13 protein-coding genes and 1 pseudogene are annotated in these 16,040 nt (G+C 66.1%); 9 read left to right on the forward strand and 5 right to left on the reverse strand.

Translation table 11 applies throughout. The annotated features are described in order from the left end of the window. The first annotated feature begins 248 nt into the window (after positions 1 to 248). The 3 genes and pseudogenes from serB to WBQ44_RS23510 all read left to right on the forward strand — a co-directional run. Positions 249 to 1,475, forward strand: a complete 1,227-nt coding sequence (gene serB / locus WBQ44_RS23500) for a phosphoserine phosphatase SerB (protein ID WP_495569062.1) — start codon at positions 249 to 251, stop codon at positions 1,473 to 1,475. Beyond that, a complete protein-coding gene (locus WBQ44_RS23505) occupies positions 1,472 to 2,227 on the forward strand; it encodes an aminoacyl-tRNA hydrolase (protein ID WP_495569063.1) in 756 nt (251 codons plus the stop codon). Before serB ends, WBQ44_RS23505 begins: the two co-directional genes overlap by 4 nt. A 176-nt stretch (positions 2,228 to 2,403) precedes the next feature. Next, positions 2,404 to 2,832 (forward strand): annotated as a pseudogene (locus tag WBQ44_RS23510) (YczE/YyaS/YitT family protein); the annotation flags it as partial. Between the two features lie 62 nt (positions 2,833 to 2,894). On the opposite strand, the gene glgX reads toward WBQ44_RS23510, so the two are convergent. Further along, positions 2,895 to 5,033 (reverse strand): glycogen debranching protein GlgX, encoded by a 2,139-nt coding sequence (gene glgX / locus WBQ44_RS23515; RefSeq protein ID WP_495569064.1) that lies wholly within the window; start codon positions 5,031 to 5,033, stop codon positions 2,895 to 2,897. A gap of 31 nt (positions 5,034 to 5,064) precedes the next feature. Here glgX and WBQ44_RS23520 point away from each other — a divergent pair, with 31 nt between their 5' ends. The 5 genes from WBQ44_RS23520 to WBQ44_RS23540 are packed head-to-tail and all read left to right on the forward strand — an operon-like array spanning position 5,065 to position 9,861. Further along, a complete protein-coding gene (locus tag WBQ44_RS23520; RefSeq protein WP_495569065.1) occupies positions 5,065 to 5,907 on the forward strand; it encodes an ABC transporter ATP-binding protein in 843 nt (280 codons plus the stop codon). 33 nt (positions 5,908 to 5,940) lie between these two features. Continuing rightward, positions 5,941 to 6,756, forward strand: a complete 816-nt coding sequence (locus tag WBQ44_RS23525; RefSeq protein ID WP_495569066.1) for an NUDIX hydrolase — start codon at positions 5,941 to 5,943, stop codon at positions 6,754 to 6,756. A 26-nt stretch (positions 6,757 to 6,782) separates the two neighbouring features. After that, positions 6,783 to 7,562 carry an enoyl-CoA hydratase/isomerase family protein gene (locus tag WBQ44_RS23530; RefSeq protein ID WP_495569067.1) on the forward strand — a complete coding sequence of 260 codons (780 nt, stop codon included), beginning with the start codon at positions 6,783 to 6,785 and terminating at the stop codon, positions 7,560 to 7,562. A gap of 55 nt (positions 7,563 to 7,617) precedes the next feature. Next, positions 7,618 to 8,652 (forward strand): class I SAM-dependent methyltransferase, encoded by a 1,035-nt coding sequence (locus tag WBQ44_RS23535; protein ID WP_495569068.1) that lies wholly within the window; start codon positions 7,618 to 7,620, stop codon positions 8,650 to 8,652. 27 nt (positions 8,653 to 8,679) lie between these two features. Then, positions 8,680 to 9,861, forward strand: a complete 1,182-nt coding sequence (locus WBQ44_RS23540; RefSeq protein WP_495569069.1) for a THUMP-like domain-containing protein — start codon at positions 8,680 to 8,682, stop codon at positions 9,859 to 9,861. Here WBQ44_RS23540 and WBQ44_RS23545 read toward each other — a convergent pair. Next, positions 9,849 to 11,156 carry an outer membrane protein assembly factor BamB family protein gene (locus WBQ44_RS23545; RefSeq protein ID WP_495569070.1) on the reverse strand — a complete coding sequence of 436 codons (1,308 nt, stop codon included), beginning with the start codon at positions 11,154 to 11,156 and terminating at the stop codon, positions 9,849 to 9,851. The two genes, WBQ44_RS23540 and WBQ44_RS23545, sit on opposite strands and share 13 nt — an antisense overlap. Positions 11,157 to 11,344: 188 nt before the next feature. On the opposite strand from WBQ44_RS23545, the gene WBQ44_RS23550 reads away from it, so the two are divergent. After that, entirely contained in the window at positions 11,345 to 12,163 is an 819-nt protein-coding gene (locus tag WBQ44_RS23550; RefSeq protein WP_495569071.1) for an acyltransferase, read from the forward strand. On the opposite strand, the gene WBQ44_RS23555 is transcribed toward WBQ44_RS23550, so the two are convergent. From WBQ44_RS23555 to WBQ44_RS23565, 3 genes are read right to left on the reverse strand one after another with little or no spacing between them, the layout of a single operon-like run. Further along, positions 12,146 to 13,393 (reverse strand): glycosyltransferase family 4 protein, encoded by a 1,248-nt coding sequence (locus WBQ44_RS23555; RefSeq protein ID WP_495569072.1) that lies wholly within the window; start codon positions 13,391 to 13,393, stop codon positions 12,146 to 12,148. The two genes, WBQ44_RS23550 and WBQ44_RS23555, sit on opposite strands and share 18 nt — an antisense overlap. Next, positions 13,390 to 14,895, reverse strand: coding sequence for a 1,4-alpha-glucan branching protein domain-containing protein (locus WBQ44_RS23560; RefSeq protein ID WP_495569073.1), 1,506 nt, complete (start codon positions 14,893 to 14,895; stop codon positions 13,390 to 13,392). Before WBQ44_RS23560 ends, WBQ44_RS23555 begins: the two co-directional genes overlap by 4 nt. 32 nt (positions 14,896 to 14,927) lie before the next feature. Then, on the reverse strand, positions 14,928 to 15,767 hold the full coding sequence (locus WBQ44_RS23565; protein WP_495569074.1) for a class I SAM-dependent methyltransferase: 840 nt from the start codon (positions 15,765 to 15,767) through the stop codon (positions 14,928 to 14,930). Positions 15,768 to 16,040: the final 273 nt, after the last annotated feature.

Raw genomic sequence — 16,040 nt, forward strand, 5'->3', positions numbered from 1 at the left:
CATGATCGACCGGATGCGCCAAGAAGCACACGTCGGCCCCGGCAGCCACGGCGGACACACCACCGAAGTCCTCGAACAAGCCCGCCGAGCACCCCTCGCCACCAGCGACCACGAACACTCGGGCGACACCGACCCGAAGTAAAGTTTTTCGACTCGAGCCAAGAGCCCCTCCCGAAATCGGGCGGGGCTCTTCGCTTGGGAGAATCGACATTTCCCATCCGGGATGTGTCAGCACGAAGGGAGAACCGGTGCCGTCATCGGACACCGCTGTACTCGTGACGGTGACGGGGCCCGACAAACCGGGCGTCACCTCGGTGCTCTTCGCAGCGCTGTCACGGCATCAGGTCAGTCTTCTCGACGTCGAGCAGGTCGTCATCCGGGGGCGACTGACCCTGGGCGTCCTGTTGTCGTGCCCCAACGATCCCGAGGATCTGCAGGAAGAGCTCGAGGAGGCGATGTCCACCGTCGGCGTGCATGTCGACGTCGAGATCGGCGCGCGGCAGGCCGAGAAGCAGGCGATGGTTACGCACGTCGTCGTCGTTTTGGGGCGACCGGTCACCGCGCGGGCGTTCAGCACCATTTCACGTGAGCTGGCTCGGCAGGGAGCGAACATCGATTCGATCCGCAGAGTCGCCGACTATCCCGTCACCGGACTCGAACTTCAGGTGACTGCCACGACAACGTCACCCGACGCCGACCGGCGACTGCGTACCGGTCTGTCGGAGATCGCGGCGGGAGTCGGCGTCGACGTCGCGGTTGAACGTGCAGGCATCGCCAGGCGCTCCAAGCGACTCATCGTGTTCGACGTGGACTCGACGTTGGTGCAGGGGGAAGTCATCGAGATGCTCGCTGCAAAGGCGGGCCGCGAAGCCGAGGTTCGTGCGGTCACCGAATCCGCGATGCGCGGTGAGATCGACTTCACCGAGTCACTGCACCAGCGCGTCGAAGCTCTCGCGGGTCTCGACGCATCGGTCATCGACGAGGTGGGCAGCGCACTCGAACTCACGCCGGGAGCTCGGACAACGATCCGGACGCTGCGCCGCCTCGGATACGCCTGCGGGGTGGTGTCGGGGGGATTCCGTCAGGTCATCGATGGTCTCGCGCACGACCTCGAATTGGACTTCGTTCGTGCGAACACCCTCGAGATCGTCGACGGAAAGCTGACGGGCAAGGTCGTCGGCGAGGTCATCGATCGTGCGGCGAAGGCCAAGGCTCTCCGTGAGTTCGCAGCGGAGTCGGGGGTACCGATGGAACAGACCGTTGCCGTCGGTGATGGCGCCAACGACATCGACATGCTCACCGCAGCGGGCTTGGGTGTTGCCTTCAATGCGAAGCCCGCATTGCGTGAGATCGCGGATACGGCGATCTCTCATCCGTACCTCGATGCGGTGCTGTTCATGCTCGGTGTCACCCGCGGCGAGATCGAGGCCGCGGATGCCGTCGACGGCGGTGTCCGGCGCGTCCCGATCCTGTGACGGAGGATGTCGCGGTAGACCACCCGGGCGGAACGTTCGACGAGCGTCACGCCCTGCTCGCGGCCGGCTACGGGGGTCGTGAGGATCCACCGAACCCCGCAGATGTCCTTGCCATGCCGGTCGTGCTGTCCATTCCGAAAGCAGACCCGCCGCTGCGCAGCGACCTTCTCGCAGCTGCCGCTTCGGCAGCCGTCGCGGTGTGTCTCGACGAACAGGTGGGCCCCGGCGGTGAGTGGGAGGCATCCTTCCGAGCGTGGACGGCAGGTCGTATCCGTAAAGTCGCCCGGCGCGCGCGGGGAGCACACTGGGACGCTGCGCAAGGCGTCGACGGGATCACCGTCGACATACGCGGCGCACGTGCTCGCGCACTCGTGCCGGGGAGAGTCGGTGACCTCGATCCGCGCATCAAGCGGCTGCAGATCGGTGGGACCGACCTCGACCACGACGATCCCGGACCACCGGCAGCCGGCCTGCCGGTGCTGTGGATCGATCGGTCCCTGAAGATGACCGTCGGTAAGGCGGCTGCGCAGGTCGGACACGCCTCGATGTTGCTCGCCGGCTCGATGACGGTCGATCGGTGTCGTGCCTGGGCGGCGACCGGATTCGCATGCTCGGTGCGCGACGCGAACGAGTTGCAATGGCGAGATGCCAGGGCGCATGTGAACGACCGACGAGCGGTCGCCGTCCGAGATGCGGGATTCACCGAAGTGGCACCGAGTTCACTGACGGTGATCGCCACGTTCGTGCCGTAGGCCGCGCGGGGTGCCATTTCAGGTCCACTGGATCCGAACTGGATATTCTCACCGCTACCAGTTCGGTCGACACTGGACTCATGCGACTCGTCACGTCTGCCCGTATCCGGCTGCTCTCCACCCGCCTGATTGCGTTGTATGTCGGGCTGTGGCTGTACGGGGCGTCCATGGCGATGATGATCGAGGCGAGCCTGGGACTCGATCCGTGGGACGTGTTCCACCAAGGCGTGAGTACGCACGTGCCCCTCAGCTTCGGCACCATCGCGGCGTTGACGGGAGTTGTTGTGCTCGCGTTGTGGATTCCGTTGCGGCAGAGGCCCGGATTGGGCACGGTGAGCAACGTGGTGGTGATCGCCGTCGCCGTCGATGCCTCACTCGCCGTGCTGCCGGCCATCGATCACATTGCGTTACGGGTGCCTCTGCTGCTCGCCGGGATCGTCGTCAACGCCTTCGCCACCGCGCTGTACATCGGTTCCGGAATGGGGCCCGGGCCGCGCGACGGCTTGATGACCGGGCTCGTCGCGCGAACGGGTCTGTCCATCAGGCTGGTTCGCACGTGCATCGAACTCGTGGTCGTCGGGGCCGGCTGGATCCTCGGCGGCAACGTCGGTGTCGGGACGCTGCTGTACGCCTTCGGAATCGGTCCGCTGGTTCAGTTGTTCACCCATCACCTGCCGTCGCTGCGCAACACGAGAACGGTCGAGCCGGTCAGGGAGATCGTGCAGCCGGCCTCGACCGCCGCTGCATCGGCCGGAATACCCTCGGGCATAGACGAATCGAACACCGGCACGAACTTCCGCGCCGCCCAACCCGGGCAGGCGAGGGACAGTTCGATCGGCCCACCGGAATGCACGACCAACAGCGAGCTGGCGTCGTCGACCTGCACTCCGTCCGGCTCGTAGGAGCGGACGTCGCCGCCGTCCACCCACGCCTGCAAGGTGCGTACCGCGTCGTCGTTCCACGATGCGGTGGTGAGCTCGTGCCCGGCCGCGTCGAACCACACGAGATCCGGTCTGCCCGTCGGTGTGTCGCGGCCGATGAAGAACTCCTGCTGACGTAGCGACGGTGCACTGCGCCTGATGCGCAACAACCGCGAGACGAATGCGACGAGTTCCTCGTCGATGTCGGTCCAGTCGATTGCCCACGAGTCCTCTGCCGGCGCGTTCTCCGGCACGCAGTACGCGTTGTTGTTCCCGAATTGGCTGTGCCCCAACTCGTCTCCCGCCAGGATCATCGGCGTCCCGGTCGAGAGAGTCAACGTGGCAAGCAGCGCGCGCACGTGGCGGGCGCGATCGGCGCGGACGCGCGGATCGTCGGTCGGTCCTTCGACCCCGTGGTTGACGGAAATGTTGTTGTCGGTTCCGTCTCGGTTCTCTTCGCCGTTCGCCTCGTTGTGTTTTCTCTCGTACGACACGAGATCGTGCGCGGTGAAACCGTCGTGCGCGGTGACGAAGTTGATCGACGCCCAGGGCTTCCGGCCGGATCCGCCGTAGATGTCCTCGGATCCCGCAATCCTCGACGCGAGTTCACGGACACCGGTTTTCCCTGCCCAGAACCCGCGGACCGTGTCGCGATAGCGGTCGTTCCATTCGGACCACATCCTTCCGAAACCACCGACCTGATAGCCCGCACCCGTGGCATCCCACGGTTCCGCGATCAGCTTGGTCCCGGAAAGGGCCGGGTCAGTGGCGATCGCACTGAGAAGCGGCGCGCGAGAGTCGAATCGCCAGCCGCCGGGTCGACCGAGGGTGCTGGCCAGGTCGAACCGGAAGCCGTCGACACCCATCTCGACCGCCCAGTAGCGCAGGCTGTCGGACACCATGCGGACGACGGCGAGCGATGCCGAATCGGTGGTGTTGCCGCATCCGGTGAGGTCGACGTCGTAACCACGTCCGTCGAGTAGGTAGTACCCGGGGGCGTCGAGGCCTCTCCAGCTGATGGACGGGCCCGATACCGATGATTCGCAGGTGTGGTTGTAGACGACGTCGAGAACCACTTCGATGCCGACCGAGTGCAAAGCGTCGACCATCGCGCGAAACTCGGTGACTTCGGCACCGGGAATCGACGCATACCGTGGGTCGGGCGCGAAGAAGCCGCCCGTCGAATACCCCCAGTGGTTGCGCTTGCCGCGTGCACGCACGTCGGGCTCGGTCAACATGGTGTGCACCGGCAGGAGTTCGACGGTGGTGACACCGATGCGGGTCAAGTGCTCGAGCACCGCGGGCGCCGTGAGTCCCAGATACGTGCCACGGTGTGCTTCGGGTACGTGGGGATGACGGGCCGTATAGGCGCCGACGTGCATTTCGTACAGTACCGTCCGGTCCCACGGCACAGCGGGCTTCGGCTCGGTGAGGGACGGCTGCGCTGCGGTCACCACCGCGAGCGGAACGTGCCCGAGAGAGTCGACCACACTGGGACGTCCGAACGGCTCGTCCTCGTATGCGAGGAGAGCGTGAGCGTCACCCAGGCGACCGCTGATCTGTCGTGCCGACGGGTCGAGAAGCAACTTGTGTGGATTGAACCGTCGTCCGCCCTCTGGATCCCAGCGACCGTGCGCACGGATGCCGTAGGTCGTTCCTGGACCCACGCCGTGTACGACGCCGTGCCAGATACCGAAGGTTCGGTCCATCAGTTCCACCCGGCGCTCGTCACCCTCGGGGTCGACGAGGCAGATCTCGATGCCGTCGGCGTCGGGGGAGTGGACTGCGAACTGGGTACCAATTTCCGTCGCGGTGGCCCCCAAAGGAAAGGGGGAACCGGGAGCGGGAAGCCGGTCGGGAACGGTGTGATGCGAATGTGACGACACGCCCCGAGATCCTGCCGTGAAAGCCCGACGAATGTGGGACAAGATAGACAACGTGTCTGAACCGGATCCCGATTTGCTCATCGACTTCAACGACGTCCTCATCAGGCGAGGCGGGGTCACACTCGTCGGCCCGGTGACCTGGCAGGTGGAGCTCGACGAGAGATGGGTCGTACTCGGGCCGAACGGGGCCGGAAAAACGTCGCTGATGCGCATCGCCGCCGCGGAGGTCCACCCGACGTCCGGAGTGGCCCACGTTCTCGGTGAGGTCATGGGCAAGGCCAACGTTGCCGATCTCAAGACCCGCATCGGGCTCTCTTCCTCGGCCCTCGCTCACCGCATTCCGGCCGACGAAACGGTCAGCGACCTCGTCGTGTCGGCGGGTTACAGCGTGCTCGGACGATGGCGTGAACGCTACGACGACATGGACACGGCGCGGGCGGTCGACATGCTCGAGAGTCTCGGCGCCGAGCACCTCGCGCAGCGGACATACGGCACCCTGTCGGAGGGCGAGCGCAAGCGCGTCCTGATTGCTCGAGCGTTGATGACCGACCCGGAACTCCTGTTGCTCGACGAGCCGGCCGCAGGTCTCGACCTCGGTGGTCGGGAAGAACTCGTTGCGCGGTTGGCCGATCTCGCCGCCGACCCCGATGCACCCGCCACGGTCCTGATCACCCACCACGTCGAAGAAATCCCGCCGGGGTTCAGTCATGCACTGCTGCTGAAGGAGGGCGGCGTCGTCGCGCAGGGTTTCGTGGACGACGTCATCACCGCGGAGAATCTCACCGAGGCGTTCAGTCAGTCGATCACGCTGGATCGCGTCGACGGCCGGTTCTTTGCCAGACGTACCAGGGCTGCGGGCCAGCACCGCCGATAGGTCCGTGCCGGGTGAGGCATGTAGTTTCCGAGCATGCCCCCTTCCGAGAATTCACCGATCGAGGCCGTGCCCGTACGCGATGCCTCGACCGTGATCCTGCTGCGCGACGGCAAGTCGAGCATCGAAGTCTTCCTTCTCGAACGCGTCGGGGGGATGGCGTTTGCAGGCGGCATGACAGTCTTCCCCGGCGGGGGTGTCGACATCTCCGACGCCGATGCCGATCTCGAGTGGGCGGGGCCCGGTCCCGCGTGGTGGGCCCAGCGGTTCGGGGTGGACGAGCGCACAGCGGCTGCTCTGGTGTGCGCGGCGGCGAGGGAGACGTTCGAGGAGTGCGGAGTACTGCTCGCCGGGTCCACCGCTGATTCGGTTGTCTCCGACACTTCGGCTTTTGCGGCCGACCGGGGGATGCTCGAACGACGAGAGCAGACGTTCGGCCAATTCTTGACCCGCAACGGGCTTGTTCTCCGTGCCGATCTCCTACGCCCGTGGTCCAACTGGATCACTCCGGTGGGTGAGAAACGTCGTTACGACACGCGGTTCTTCGTGGCGGTGCAACCGGAGGGGCAGGACGCCGACGGCGCAACGAGTGAAGCTGCGTCGGTCGGTTGGCGATCACCCGCAGCGGCTCTCGACGAGTGGCGCGGCGGCAAGACCATCCTGCTGCCGCCGACATGGAGTCAGCTCTCCGGGTTGACGCCTTTCGGTGCCGTCGCGGATGTAGTGGCCTCGACCCCCGAGATCCGCCCGGTCCAGCCCGATCTTTACCGCGTCGACGGTGAACTACGCGTCGACTTCCCGGGGCAGGAGACGTACTACGCCGACAGCGTCCACCCGTGGAGCGAGAGGTAGGTCTCCTCCCGGTAGCGTGTGCGCTCATGGCTGAGTTCGTAACACTCGAGGTATCCGACGGTATCGGCACGATCCGGTTGGACCGTCCCCCCATGAATGCGCTCAACCGTCAGGTCCAGGAGGAGATCCGTGCTGCCGCCCGCGCCGCCACGGTCGACTCTTCGGTCAAGGCGGTCGTCGTCTACGGCGGAGAAAAGGTGTTCGCTGCAGGTGCCGACATCAAGGAGATGGCAGAACTGTCGCCTGTTCAGATGGCCGACATCGCGGGCGAACTGCAGTCGGCGCTCGGTGCGCTGACGTCGATTCCGAAGCCGGTCGTCGCAGCGGTGACCGGGTACGCGCTTGGCGGTGGACTCGAAGTTGCTCTCGGCGCCGATCGACGCATCGTCGGCGACAACGCCAAGCTCGGCGTGCCGGAAGTCCTCCTCGGTGTCATCCCCGGAGGCGGCGGAACACAACGCCTCGCCCGCCTCATCGGACCCAGCAAGGCCAAAGATCTGGTGTTCACCGGCCGCTTCGTCGGCGCCGAAGAGGCGTTGCGCATCGGGTTGGTCGACGAGGTGGTCGCGCCGGACGAGGTGTACAACGCAGCCCGGAAGTGGGCAGCGCAGTTCACCACGGGAGCGTCGCGAGCGCTCGCTGCGGCCAAGGCGTCGATCGATCAGGGTCTGGACACCGACCTCAACACCGGCCTGAAGATCGAGGCGCAGCAGTTCTCCGCGTTGTTCGCCACCAAAGACCGCACGATCGGTATGGAGTCGTTCATCGCCAACGGACCCGGCAAGGCGAATTTCGTCGGCGAGTGACCGACTGCGCAAAACTGGAACTTGTTCATTTTCTACCGGATAGTAGGCTGCCCTCATGACTGCAAGCCCTCACGACGGCAACGACAGCGTCGACGCCGGCCTCCACGTGGTGCCCGATGCCTCGAACGACCCCGCTCCCAACCCGCACGCCACGGCCGAGCAGGTCGAGGCGGCGCGTAGCGACACCAAGCTCGCTCAGGTGCTCTACCACGACTGGGAAGCCGAGACGTACGACGACAAGTGGTCGATCTCGTACGACGAACGCTGCATCGAATACGCGCGAGGCCGTTTCGATCAGGCTGTCAGCGGTCAGCCCGGTGCACAGGACGCGCTCCCGTACGGCCGTGCGCTCGAACTCGGTTGTGGCACCGGCTTCTTCCTGCTCAACCTGATGCAGGCAGGGATCGCCGAGAAGGGTTCGGTCACCGACCTGTCCCCGGGCATGGTCAAGGTCGCGCTGCGCAATGCAGGCCACCTCGACCTCGACGTGGACGGCCGAGTTGCCGACGCGGAAACGATCCCCTACGAGGACAACACCTTCGATCTCGTCGTCGGTCATGCGGTGCTCCATCACATTCCCGACGTCGAACAGTCGTTGCGTGAGGTTCTACGCGTTCTCAAGCCGGGCGGGCGTTTCGTCTTCGCCGGTGAGCCGACCACGGTGGGCAACTTCTACGCCCGGTGGCTCGGACGTCTCACCTGGGAGGCGACCACCAGGACCACCAAGCTGCCGTTTTTCGCCAGCTGGCGTAAGCCGCAGGAGGAGCTCGACGAATCCTCGCGGGCCGCTGCACTCGAAGCCGTCGTCGACCTGCACACGTTCGATCCCACCGATCTCGAGACCATCGCTCGCAGCGCAGGCGCCGTCGGGGTCGAAGCCCGCACCGAGGAGTTCGCCGCAGCGCTGCTCGGCTGGCCCGTGCGTACCTTCGAGGCTGCGGTACCCGCCGACAAGCTCGGTTGGAACTGGGCGAGGTTCGCATTCGGCGGATGGAAGACGCTCAGCTGGGTGGACGAGAACGTCCTCAAGCACGTCGTGCCCCGCGGCTTCTTCTACAACGTCATGATCACCGGCGTGAAATCGGACTGAACGGCCACCGGTCGCCGGTCCTGCTTCATGGGATACACCTTCACCGACGCCGACATCGACTATCTCGGTAGCGATGTCGGCGTCGCTGCTCTGCACGATGTGGCATCGTTGGCCCTGACAAAGGCATCGCTGCTCGCCGACGTGGGCCGAGTGCGTGCGATTCACGGGGACCGCACTGCGGCTCTGGTGGATACCGTGACTCTTCGTCGTCGGGCGCAGACCAAGCTGACCGACGCGCACGACTGGTTGTTGACGGACGATGCCCTGCAACAGGCGACTCCGTCGATCATTGCGCTGCGCCGGGCGCGGCGATTGGCGGGCAGGGACGTACACGACATCACCTGTTCCGTCGGCACCGAACTCGCGGCGCTGTGTTCGACACCCGGCCGCGTCGTGGGCAGCGATCTGGACCCGGTCCGACTGCGGATGGCCGCCCACAACGTTCCCGAGGCGGCGATACTGCGCGCTGATGCGCTCACTCCGACCACCCGTGACACCGTCGTCGTCGCGGATCCTGGGCGAAGGTCGGGCGGGCGGCGGACGCATGACCCAGGGTCGTTGGAACCGCCACTACCGGCACTGCTCGACGTGTACGCCGGACGCGACCTCGTCGTGAAGTGCGCGCCTGGATTGGACTTCGACGCACTCGACTGGGAAGGCGAGGTCGAGTTGGCGTCGCTGGACGGCGGGGTCAAGGAGGCGTGTCTGTGGTCGCCCGGGGTCGTGGAATCGAACGTCCGGCGGCGTGCCACGGTGCTGCACTCCGACGGCTCGGTCGAGGAAGTCACCGACGCTGCATCGGACGATGTCGATGCGGCCGACGCCGGAACCTGGATCGTCGATCCGGACGGCGCGATCGTGCGCGCTGGTCTCGTCCGGCCGTACGCTGCCATGCACGGGCTGTGGCAACTCGACCCACGGATCGCCTATGTGACTGGTGATTCACTTCCACATGGCGTCAACGGCTTTCGTGTTCTCGATCGCATCAAGTACTCCGAGAAGAGCCTGCGCCAAGCCCTCGCCGCTCACCGATGCGGTTCGGTGGAGATCGTGGTGCGCGGAATCGACGTCGATCCCGCCGTGCTGCGACCCCGGTTGAAGCTGAAGGGCGAGGAGGCCCTGTCCGTCGTCATCACGCGGGTGGGCCGCGCAGGCGTCGCCTTCATCTGTGCCGCGAGGCAGCCGGGTCGGACGAATCAGCCCGCATAGGTGAACACTTCGCCGAGGTACGTCGCCGTTACCACTTGACCGTCCGGGCCGATGGAGGTCCCGACGGTGAATCCGGTCGCACCCGGCAACGGGCGCTCGGACGTCGTGTCACCCGACGTCGCGTCGAAGGTCGACAACATCAATTCGTCGTCGCGTCGCACCACGGTCGCGAGCGTGCCATCTGCGGTCTGGACCGGAGAACCCAACTGCTGCACATCGTCACGGGTCCACACCTCGGTCGCCCGATCGCCGTCGTCGCGTACCGCACGTAGTCCGCCCTCTCCGCCGGCCGGCACGAGGATGCCGTCCGGCGACACGGACGGAGAAGCCGACGCGCCGAACCCTGCTCCGTACGTCCACTTCTCGGAACCGTCGGAGGTGTTGTACGCGCTCAGTCGGCCATCGACATCGGCGATATAGGCGGTGTTCCCGTCGGCCGACAGTACCGGGCTCGACGACACGGCAGCGGGAAGCAGAGGCGATGACCACCGCTCGGTGATCGCGGGTGTCGACTTCGCGTCGTAGTGCAGCGAAACCAGTTGCGGCGCAATAGCGCCCGGTCGCCAGAGGATGAGGTAGATATCCGATGCGCCAAGATCCACGGCAGGCGTCGCCGCTACCGGGCAGTCGGCCGATCCGGTTGCGCAGGCGTCGAGTCCCGTTGCCGGTGGGAGGAAGTTCGCGTCGGGGGACTCGAGGAAGTCCGGCAGACCCACGAGGTCGTGTATCGGTACCGTCGTCATGCCGGTCTGAGTGTCGAGCACGTTGACCTGACCCAACTGCGTCACCGCGAGAACACTGCCGTCCCCCAGAAATTGCGCCGACCGCGGAACGCCGTAGGTCGGAGTGCGCCAGCGCAATTGGCCGTGGTCGTTGAAGGAGGAGAATCCACCGTCGTCGCCGACGTAGACGTTTTCGACCGAGTCGACGAGTGGCGTGGCCGTCGCGACCGCGGGGCCGATGCGGTTGCACCACCGCTTCCTGCCGGAATCCATGTCGAAGGAGAACAGGTTGCAGCCGGTGTCGGTGTAGCTCGAGACGAACATCTGACCGGTTTCGCCGATCGACACCGGAGACACGACGGCGCCGCCCAGTGGGCGCGACCAGTCGAGTTCGGTGTCGGACAGGCCGGTGTGACCGGTGTAGCCGCTGTTGCGGGCATCGCCGTGCACGACCGGCCAACTGTCCTGCGCGAACGCATCGACCGTGTCGCTGCCAGTGGCACAACCGGCCGCAGTCAGAATTGCGGCCGTCACTGCGACTGCGCGGGCGAGGTCGCGTGTGCGGCCGAACACCGTCGTGGTCTCCTTTGTCTTCGTAGCTCATCCCGTGCCGCCGCGTCGGGCGCACAGGCGTCGGCACAGAGACTATCCCGGCGCCCGGTCGGGTGGGCGCCCCGGCACGCGCAGCGTGCGAACCGGTGCCGCAGCGCTTCGCGGGGGGAGTTGGTCCGTCGAGACCGGCGAAACTAGGGTGACTCGTTATGACGAGCATGTGGAACGCCCCGTTGCGTTCGCGCTGGCGTGGATCGAGGCTGCGGGACACCGAGCAGGCACGGTTCCTCACCCTGGACTCGCTGCGGTGGGTGCTGAGGAACAAGGCGTACACACCCTGGTACCTGGTGCGGTACTACCGCCTCGCGCGGTTCAAGGCGGCAAACCCACACGTGGTTCTGCGCGGGATGCTCTTCCTCGGCAAGAACGTGGAGATCCACTCGACTCCCGAGCTGTCCAGGCTAGAGATCGGGCGCTGGGTACACATCGGTGACGGCAACGCCATCCGGTGTCACGAAGGATCGCTTCGCATCGGCGACAAGGTGGTCTTCGGCAAGGACAACGTCGTCAACACTTACCTCGACATCGAGATCGGGGCGTCGACCCTGGTTGCGGACTGGTGCTACATCTGCGACTTCGATCATCGGATGGACGATGTGAACACGCCGATCAAGGATCAGGGCATCGTCAAGGGTCCGGTCCGAATCGGGCCGGACACCTGGATTGCCGCCAAGGTGACGGTGCTGCGCGACACCGCCGTCGGGCGCGGATGCGTGCTCGGAGCGCACGCGGTGGTCAAGGGCACCGTTCCCGACTACAGCATCGCCGTCGGGGCCCCGGCCAAGGTGGTGCGCAACCGCAAGGCCGACTGGGAGGCAGGCGCGGCGTCACGGGCCGAGTACATCGCCGCGCTCGAGGACATTGCCCGCAAGAAAGCCCTCGGCAGCGCGGAGGCCGCACGGAACGCCGTCGGCAGCGCGGAGGCCGCACGGAACGCCGCGCCGGGGGATTCAGCTTCGCTCGGGTAGGGCCCGTTCCACGATCGTCGGCCGCCCCAGCGGGAAGCGAACCTTGCGCTTCGCGGCCAGGTAGACCTGCGCGGTTTCGTGTGCGACGTGCTTCCAGTCGAAGTCGACGGTCAGCCGTCGGCGGGCGGCGTCGGCACGCGTCTGGGCGGCGGGACCGTCGTCCAAGACTCGACGGACGGCCGAGGCGAGCTCGCCGACGTCCGCCGGTGGAAACGACAGGCCGGTGACACCGTCCACGATCGCCTCACCGAGTCCGCCCGCGGTGGACGCAACCAACGGCGCACCCGCGGCCGCTGCTTCGAGGGCGATGATGCCGAACGGCTCATATCGACTGGGCAGCACGATCGCATCGGCGCTGTGGAGGTTCGCGAGAAGCTCCTCGTGATCGAGTGAACCGAGAAACGATACGGCCCGTGCGACGCGGTGAGTGCGCGCGAGGCCGGCGAGCCACCCGAACTGTGTTCCCTCGCCTGCGATTGCCAGCGTGGTACCCGGGTGCGTTCGCCGAATACGGGGGAGGGCCGCAATGGCGTCCTGGATACCCTTCTCGTATTCCAGACGCCCGACGTAGAGCAGGGTGGCGGGGCCGGAGCGAGGTCGACGACGCTGGTAGCTCCACGTGCGGATGTCGATGCCGTTGCGGATGACGTTGACCGACGCGTCCTGGATGTCGAACAGCCGGGTGACCTCGTCCTTCATCGACGCCGAGCACGTGATGACGGCGTCGGAGTCGTTGGCGAGCCACCACTCGATCGAGTGCACCTGGCGGTTGACCGTTCCGGAGATCCAGCCGCTGTGACGCCCGGCTTCGGTTGCGTGAATCGTCGACACCAACGGCACGTCGTAGTGCTCGGCCAGTGTGATCGAGGGGTGGGCGACAAGCCAGTCGTGGGCGTGCACGACGTCGGGATGCCAGCCCTCTCCGAGGCCGGGTTTTCCGAGAGCGATTCCGGCACGCACCATCGCGTGCCCCATGGCCAGCGTCCATGCCAGCATGTCCTCGCCGAAGACGAAGTGTGCGGGGTCCTCGGCGACGGCCACCACCAGAACGCCGTCTTCGATGCGGTGATGGGTCGGATGCGTCGAGGCATCGGTTCCGGTGGGACGTCGAGCGAGGACGACGACCTCGTGGCCGGCCGCGACGAGCTCGGTGGCGAGGTGATGAACGTGCCGGCCCAGGCCTCCGACAACGACGGGCGGGTACTCCCAGGACACCATCAGTACCTTCACTCGCGCTCCCCTCCGTCCGCCCGAACCTTACGCAGTCGCCTGGCGTCGAGAGCGGGAAACAACCCGTCCGCTCGATTCCATTGCAGGGCGAGCTCTGCCGCCCGGTTGTCATGACCCCTGCTGACTGCATCGGCGATCTCACGCAGCGCGTGTGCGTGGACGTGGGCGCGTTCGCGGGCGTACCCCGCGGCCGAGTCCTTGCTGACCATGAAGGCCCAATCGCTCGCGATCGTCATCAGCGTCTCGCGCACCATCTGGTCGTCGACTCGGTTCCGCAGAGGTGGCCCGTCGTCGACACGGTGCGCACCCAGCGCCGCGAACATCGTGTCGACGACCTCCGCGTTGAGTTTCACGAGATCCTGCACGGCGTCCCCCGCCCACACGCGCCAATCCTTACCCGATCCCCACGACGATTTGTGCAGTCGAACCGGTGCGCCGACGTACCCCTTGGCCTTGGCGTCGTCGAGCGTTCCGATGTCGATACCTGCCTCCGGCAGCGCGCGCAGTACGCGTTCGAGCCAGACCGGGCCCTCGAACCACCAGTGACCGAACAGTTCGGTGTCGAACGCAGCGACCACGAGGGCCGGCCGGCCGATACGGCTCGACTCCGCACGCAGCCGTGTTCGAACGGATTCGACGAAGTCGGCCACGTGCCGGTCGATGGCTGCAGACGCGGCGTCGGGGTCGTACGGAGCCTTGTCGGCGGAGTCGACGCCGCGACCGGTGACCCGTGCGTGCTTGAGCCCTGTCGCGTGATCGTAGGTGTGGAAGTCGCGGTACGCGGCGTGGCCGGGGTACCCCGACTTCGGGGACCACACTCGGTAACTGACCTGGAGGTCACGGCCGAAGGCGACGACATCGGAGTCTCGAACCGGTCGCCCCAGTGTCGTATCGCCCCGCAGTGCGGGCCCGTCGACCATGAAGTGTTCGATGCCGACCGACGCGTAGTCGTTCTCCATGCCGGGTGCGTACGCGCATTCGGGGGCCCAGATTCCGGTCGGTGTTGCACCCCAGCGCATGTCGGCGTCCGCAAGTCCCTCGGCGAGAGAGAATCGGCGCAGTCGAGGATCCATCAGCGGTTGGAACGGGTGTGCAAGCGGTCCGCCGAGCAGCTCGACGGCGCCGGAGTCGACAAGGGTGCGCACCACTGCCGAGCCCCCGTGCCGCCAATGCGTCTCGAAGTCCGCCAATGCTGTTGCAGCAGCGCGATGTTCACGAACCGCCAAGTCGCGGTCGGTTGCCTCGTGAGCGCGAAGCTGCCAGTTGGCAAGCCAGTGATGCATCCCCGCCAGGGAATGTGGATCGTCCAATTGAGCCGCCAGCACGGGGGTGATACCCAAGGTCAGCAGGTTTCGGCGGCCCTCGTCGGCCAGTGCTCGGAGCATCTTCGTGAGCGGCAGATACGAACCGGCCCACGATTGATACAGCCATTCCTCACCGACGGGCCACCGACCGTGATTGGCGAGCCAGGGGAGATGCGAATGCAGAACCAGGGCGAACATGCCCGGTTCGGTCACAGGGTGGTCGAGCTTGCTCACCCGCGCACCGGGGCACCGGACCGCGACGTGGCGACGGCGGCGACGGACTTTACTGCCACCGCGACCAGATCGAGGCTCGCATCGATGTCCGACGAGTCGATGTCGAAGTGGGCCGTGGAGATCCCGGCGACATCCGATGTGAGGTCCGCGGGCCACGCCTCGCCCGCGAGCGCGCGTTCGATCTGTGCGTCGATGAACGATCCTCCGTGTTTGGCATCCAGGTCTCGCAGCACGTGACCGTGGTGAACGCCGGTCATCGTCTCGACGGTGAACCCGGCAGCGTCGAGCAGCTCGCCGAGTTCTGCGGCGTCGAGCTCGCGGGTATGGAACGGGTTGAGCGGCGTGTCGCGACCGGGTGAGAAGGTGATCCGGTTGGGCGTGCTGATCAGGAGTACGCCACCGGGCGCGAGAACACGGAAACACTCGTCGAGGAACTGGCCCTGATCCCACAGGTGTTCGATGACCTGAAAATTGACCACCACGTCCACCGACGCATTCGCCAGGGGCAGCTGTGCGAGGTTGCCGCGCAGCATGCCTACGCGGGGATAGCGCGCAACCACGTGAGCGGCAGCCGAAGCGTCGTAGTCGAGCCCGACCACCGCGTCGGCGAACCCCGCGATCATGTTGGCGCCGTAGCCTTCTCCGGATCCCGCCTCGAGCACGACTCGGCCTGTGCACCGCGAAGCGAAGTGTTCGTAGACGACCTCGTGCCGACGGAACCAGTAGTTCTCCTCCGCGATGCCCGGCACCGTGCGCTCACCGGTCAGCGGCAGGGGCTCGCGCGCAGCCCTGTCGGCGTCACCGGTGGCTGTAGAGGTGGCCGTGGTGGTGGCCAGCGATGCGTCAGATGAATCGGTCACCGACGAGAGGGTAGTGCCTCGCTCGGCTTTCCAGCTATCGGCACCGTGACTTTCACGCTGTCGGCTCTGTGTAGCGCACGGGCAGATCGGATGTATGGTCAGATCGGAAACAGGGTAAGTTACCCACCGGTAACTAAACTTGGGGTAATCTACGGCAAGGCCTAGAACAGCACGAACCCCATGCACCACACGATTGAAGCGAACCATGACCAGGAGGTCGACGCAGACCCATGACGAACATCGTTGTTT

It is taken from the genome of Rhodococcus sp. (in: high G+C Gram-positive bacteria) (genome assembly GCF_049591685.1).
Taxonomy (GTDB): Bacteria; Actinomycetota; Actinomycetes; order Mycobacteriales; family Mycobacteriaceae; genus Rhodococcoides.

Coding starts and splice junctions, on each gene's coding strand:
- WBQ44_RS23520 (WP_495569065.1), top strand. CDS start 5,065: ATGTGGGACAAGATAGACAACGTGTCTGAACCGGATCCCGATTTGCTC.
- WBQ44_RS23525 (WP_495569066.1), top strand. CDS start 5,941: ATGCCCCCTTCCGAGAATTCACCGATCGAGGCCGTGCCCGTACGCGAT.
- WBQ44_RS23530 (WP_495569067.1), top strand. CDS start 6,783: ATGGCTGAGTTCGTAACACTCGAGGTATCCGACGGTATCGGCACGATC.
- WBQ44_RS23535 (WP_495569068.1), top strand. CDS start 7,618: ATGACTGCAAGCCCTCACGACGGCAACGACAGCGTCGACGCCGGCCTC.
- WBQ44_RS23540 (WP_495569069.1), top strand. CDS start 8,680: ATGGGATACACCTTCACCGACGCCGACATCGACTATCTCGGTAGCGAT.
- WBQ44_RS23550 (WP_495569071.1), top strand. CDS start 11,345: ATGACGAGCATGTGGAACGCCCCGTTGCGTTCGCGCTGGCGTGGATCG.
- WBQ44_RS23560 (WP_495569073.1), bottom strand. CDS start 14,895: ATGTTCGCCCTGGTTCTGCATTCGCATCTCCCCTGGCTCGCCAATCAC.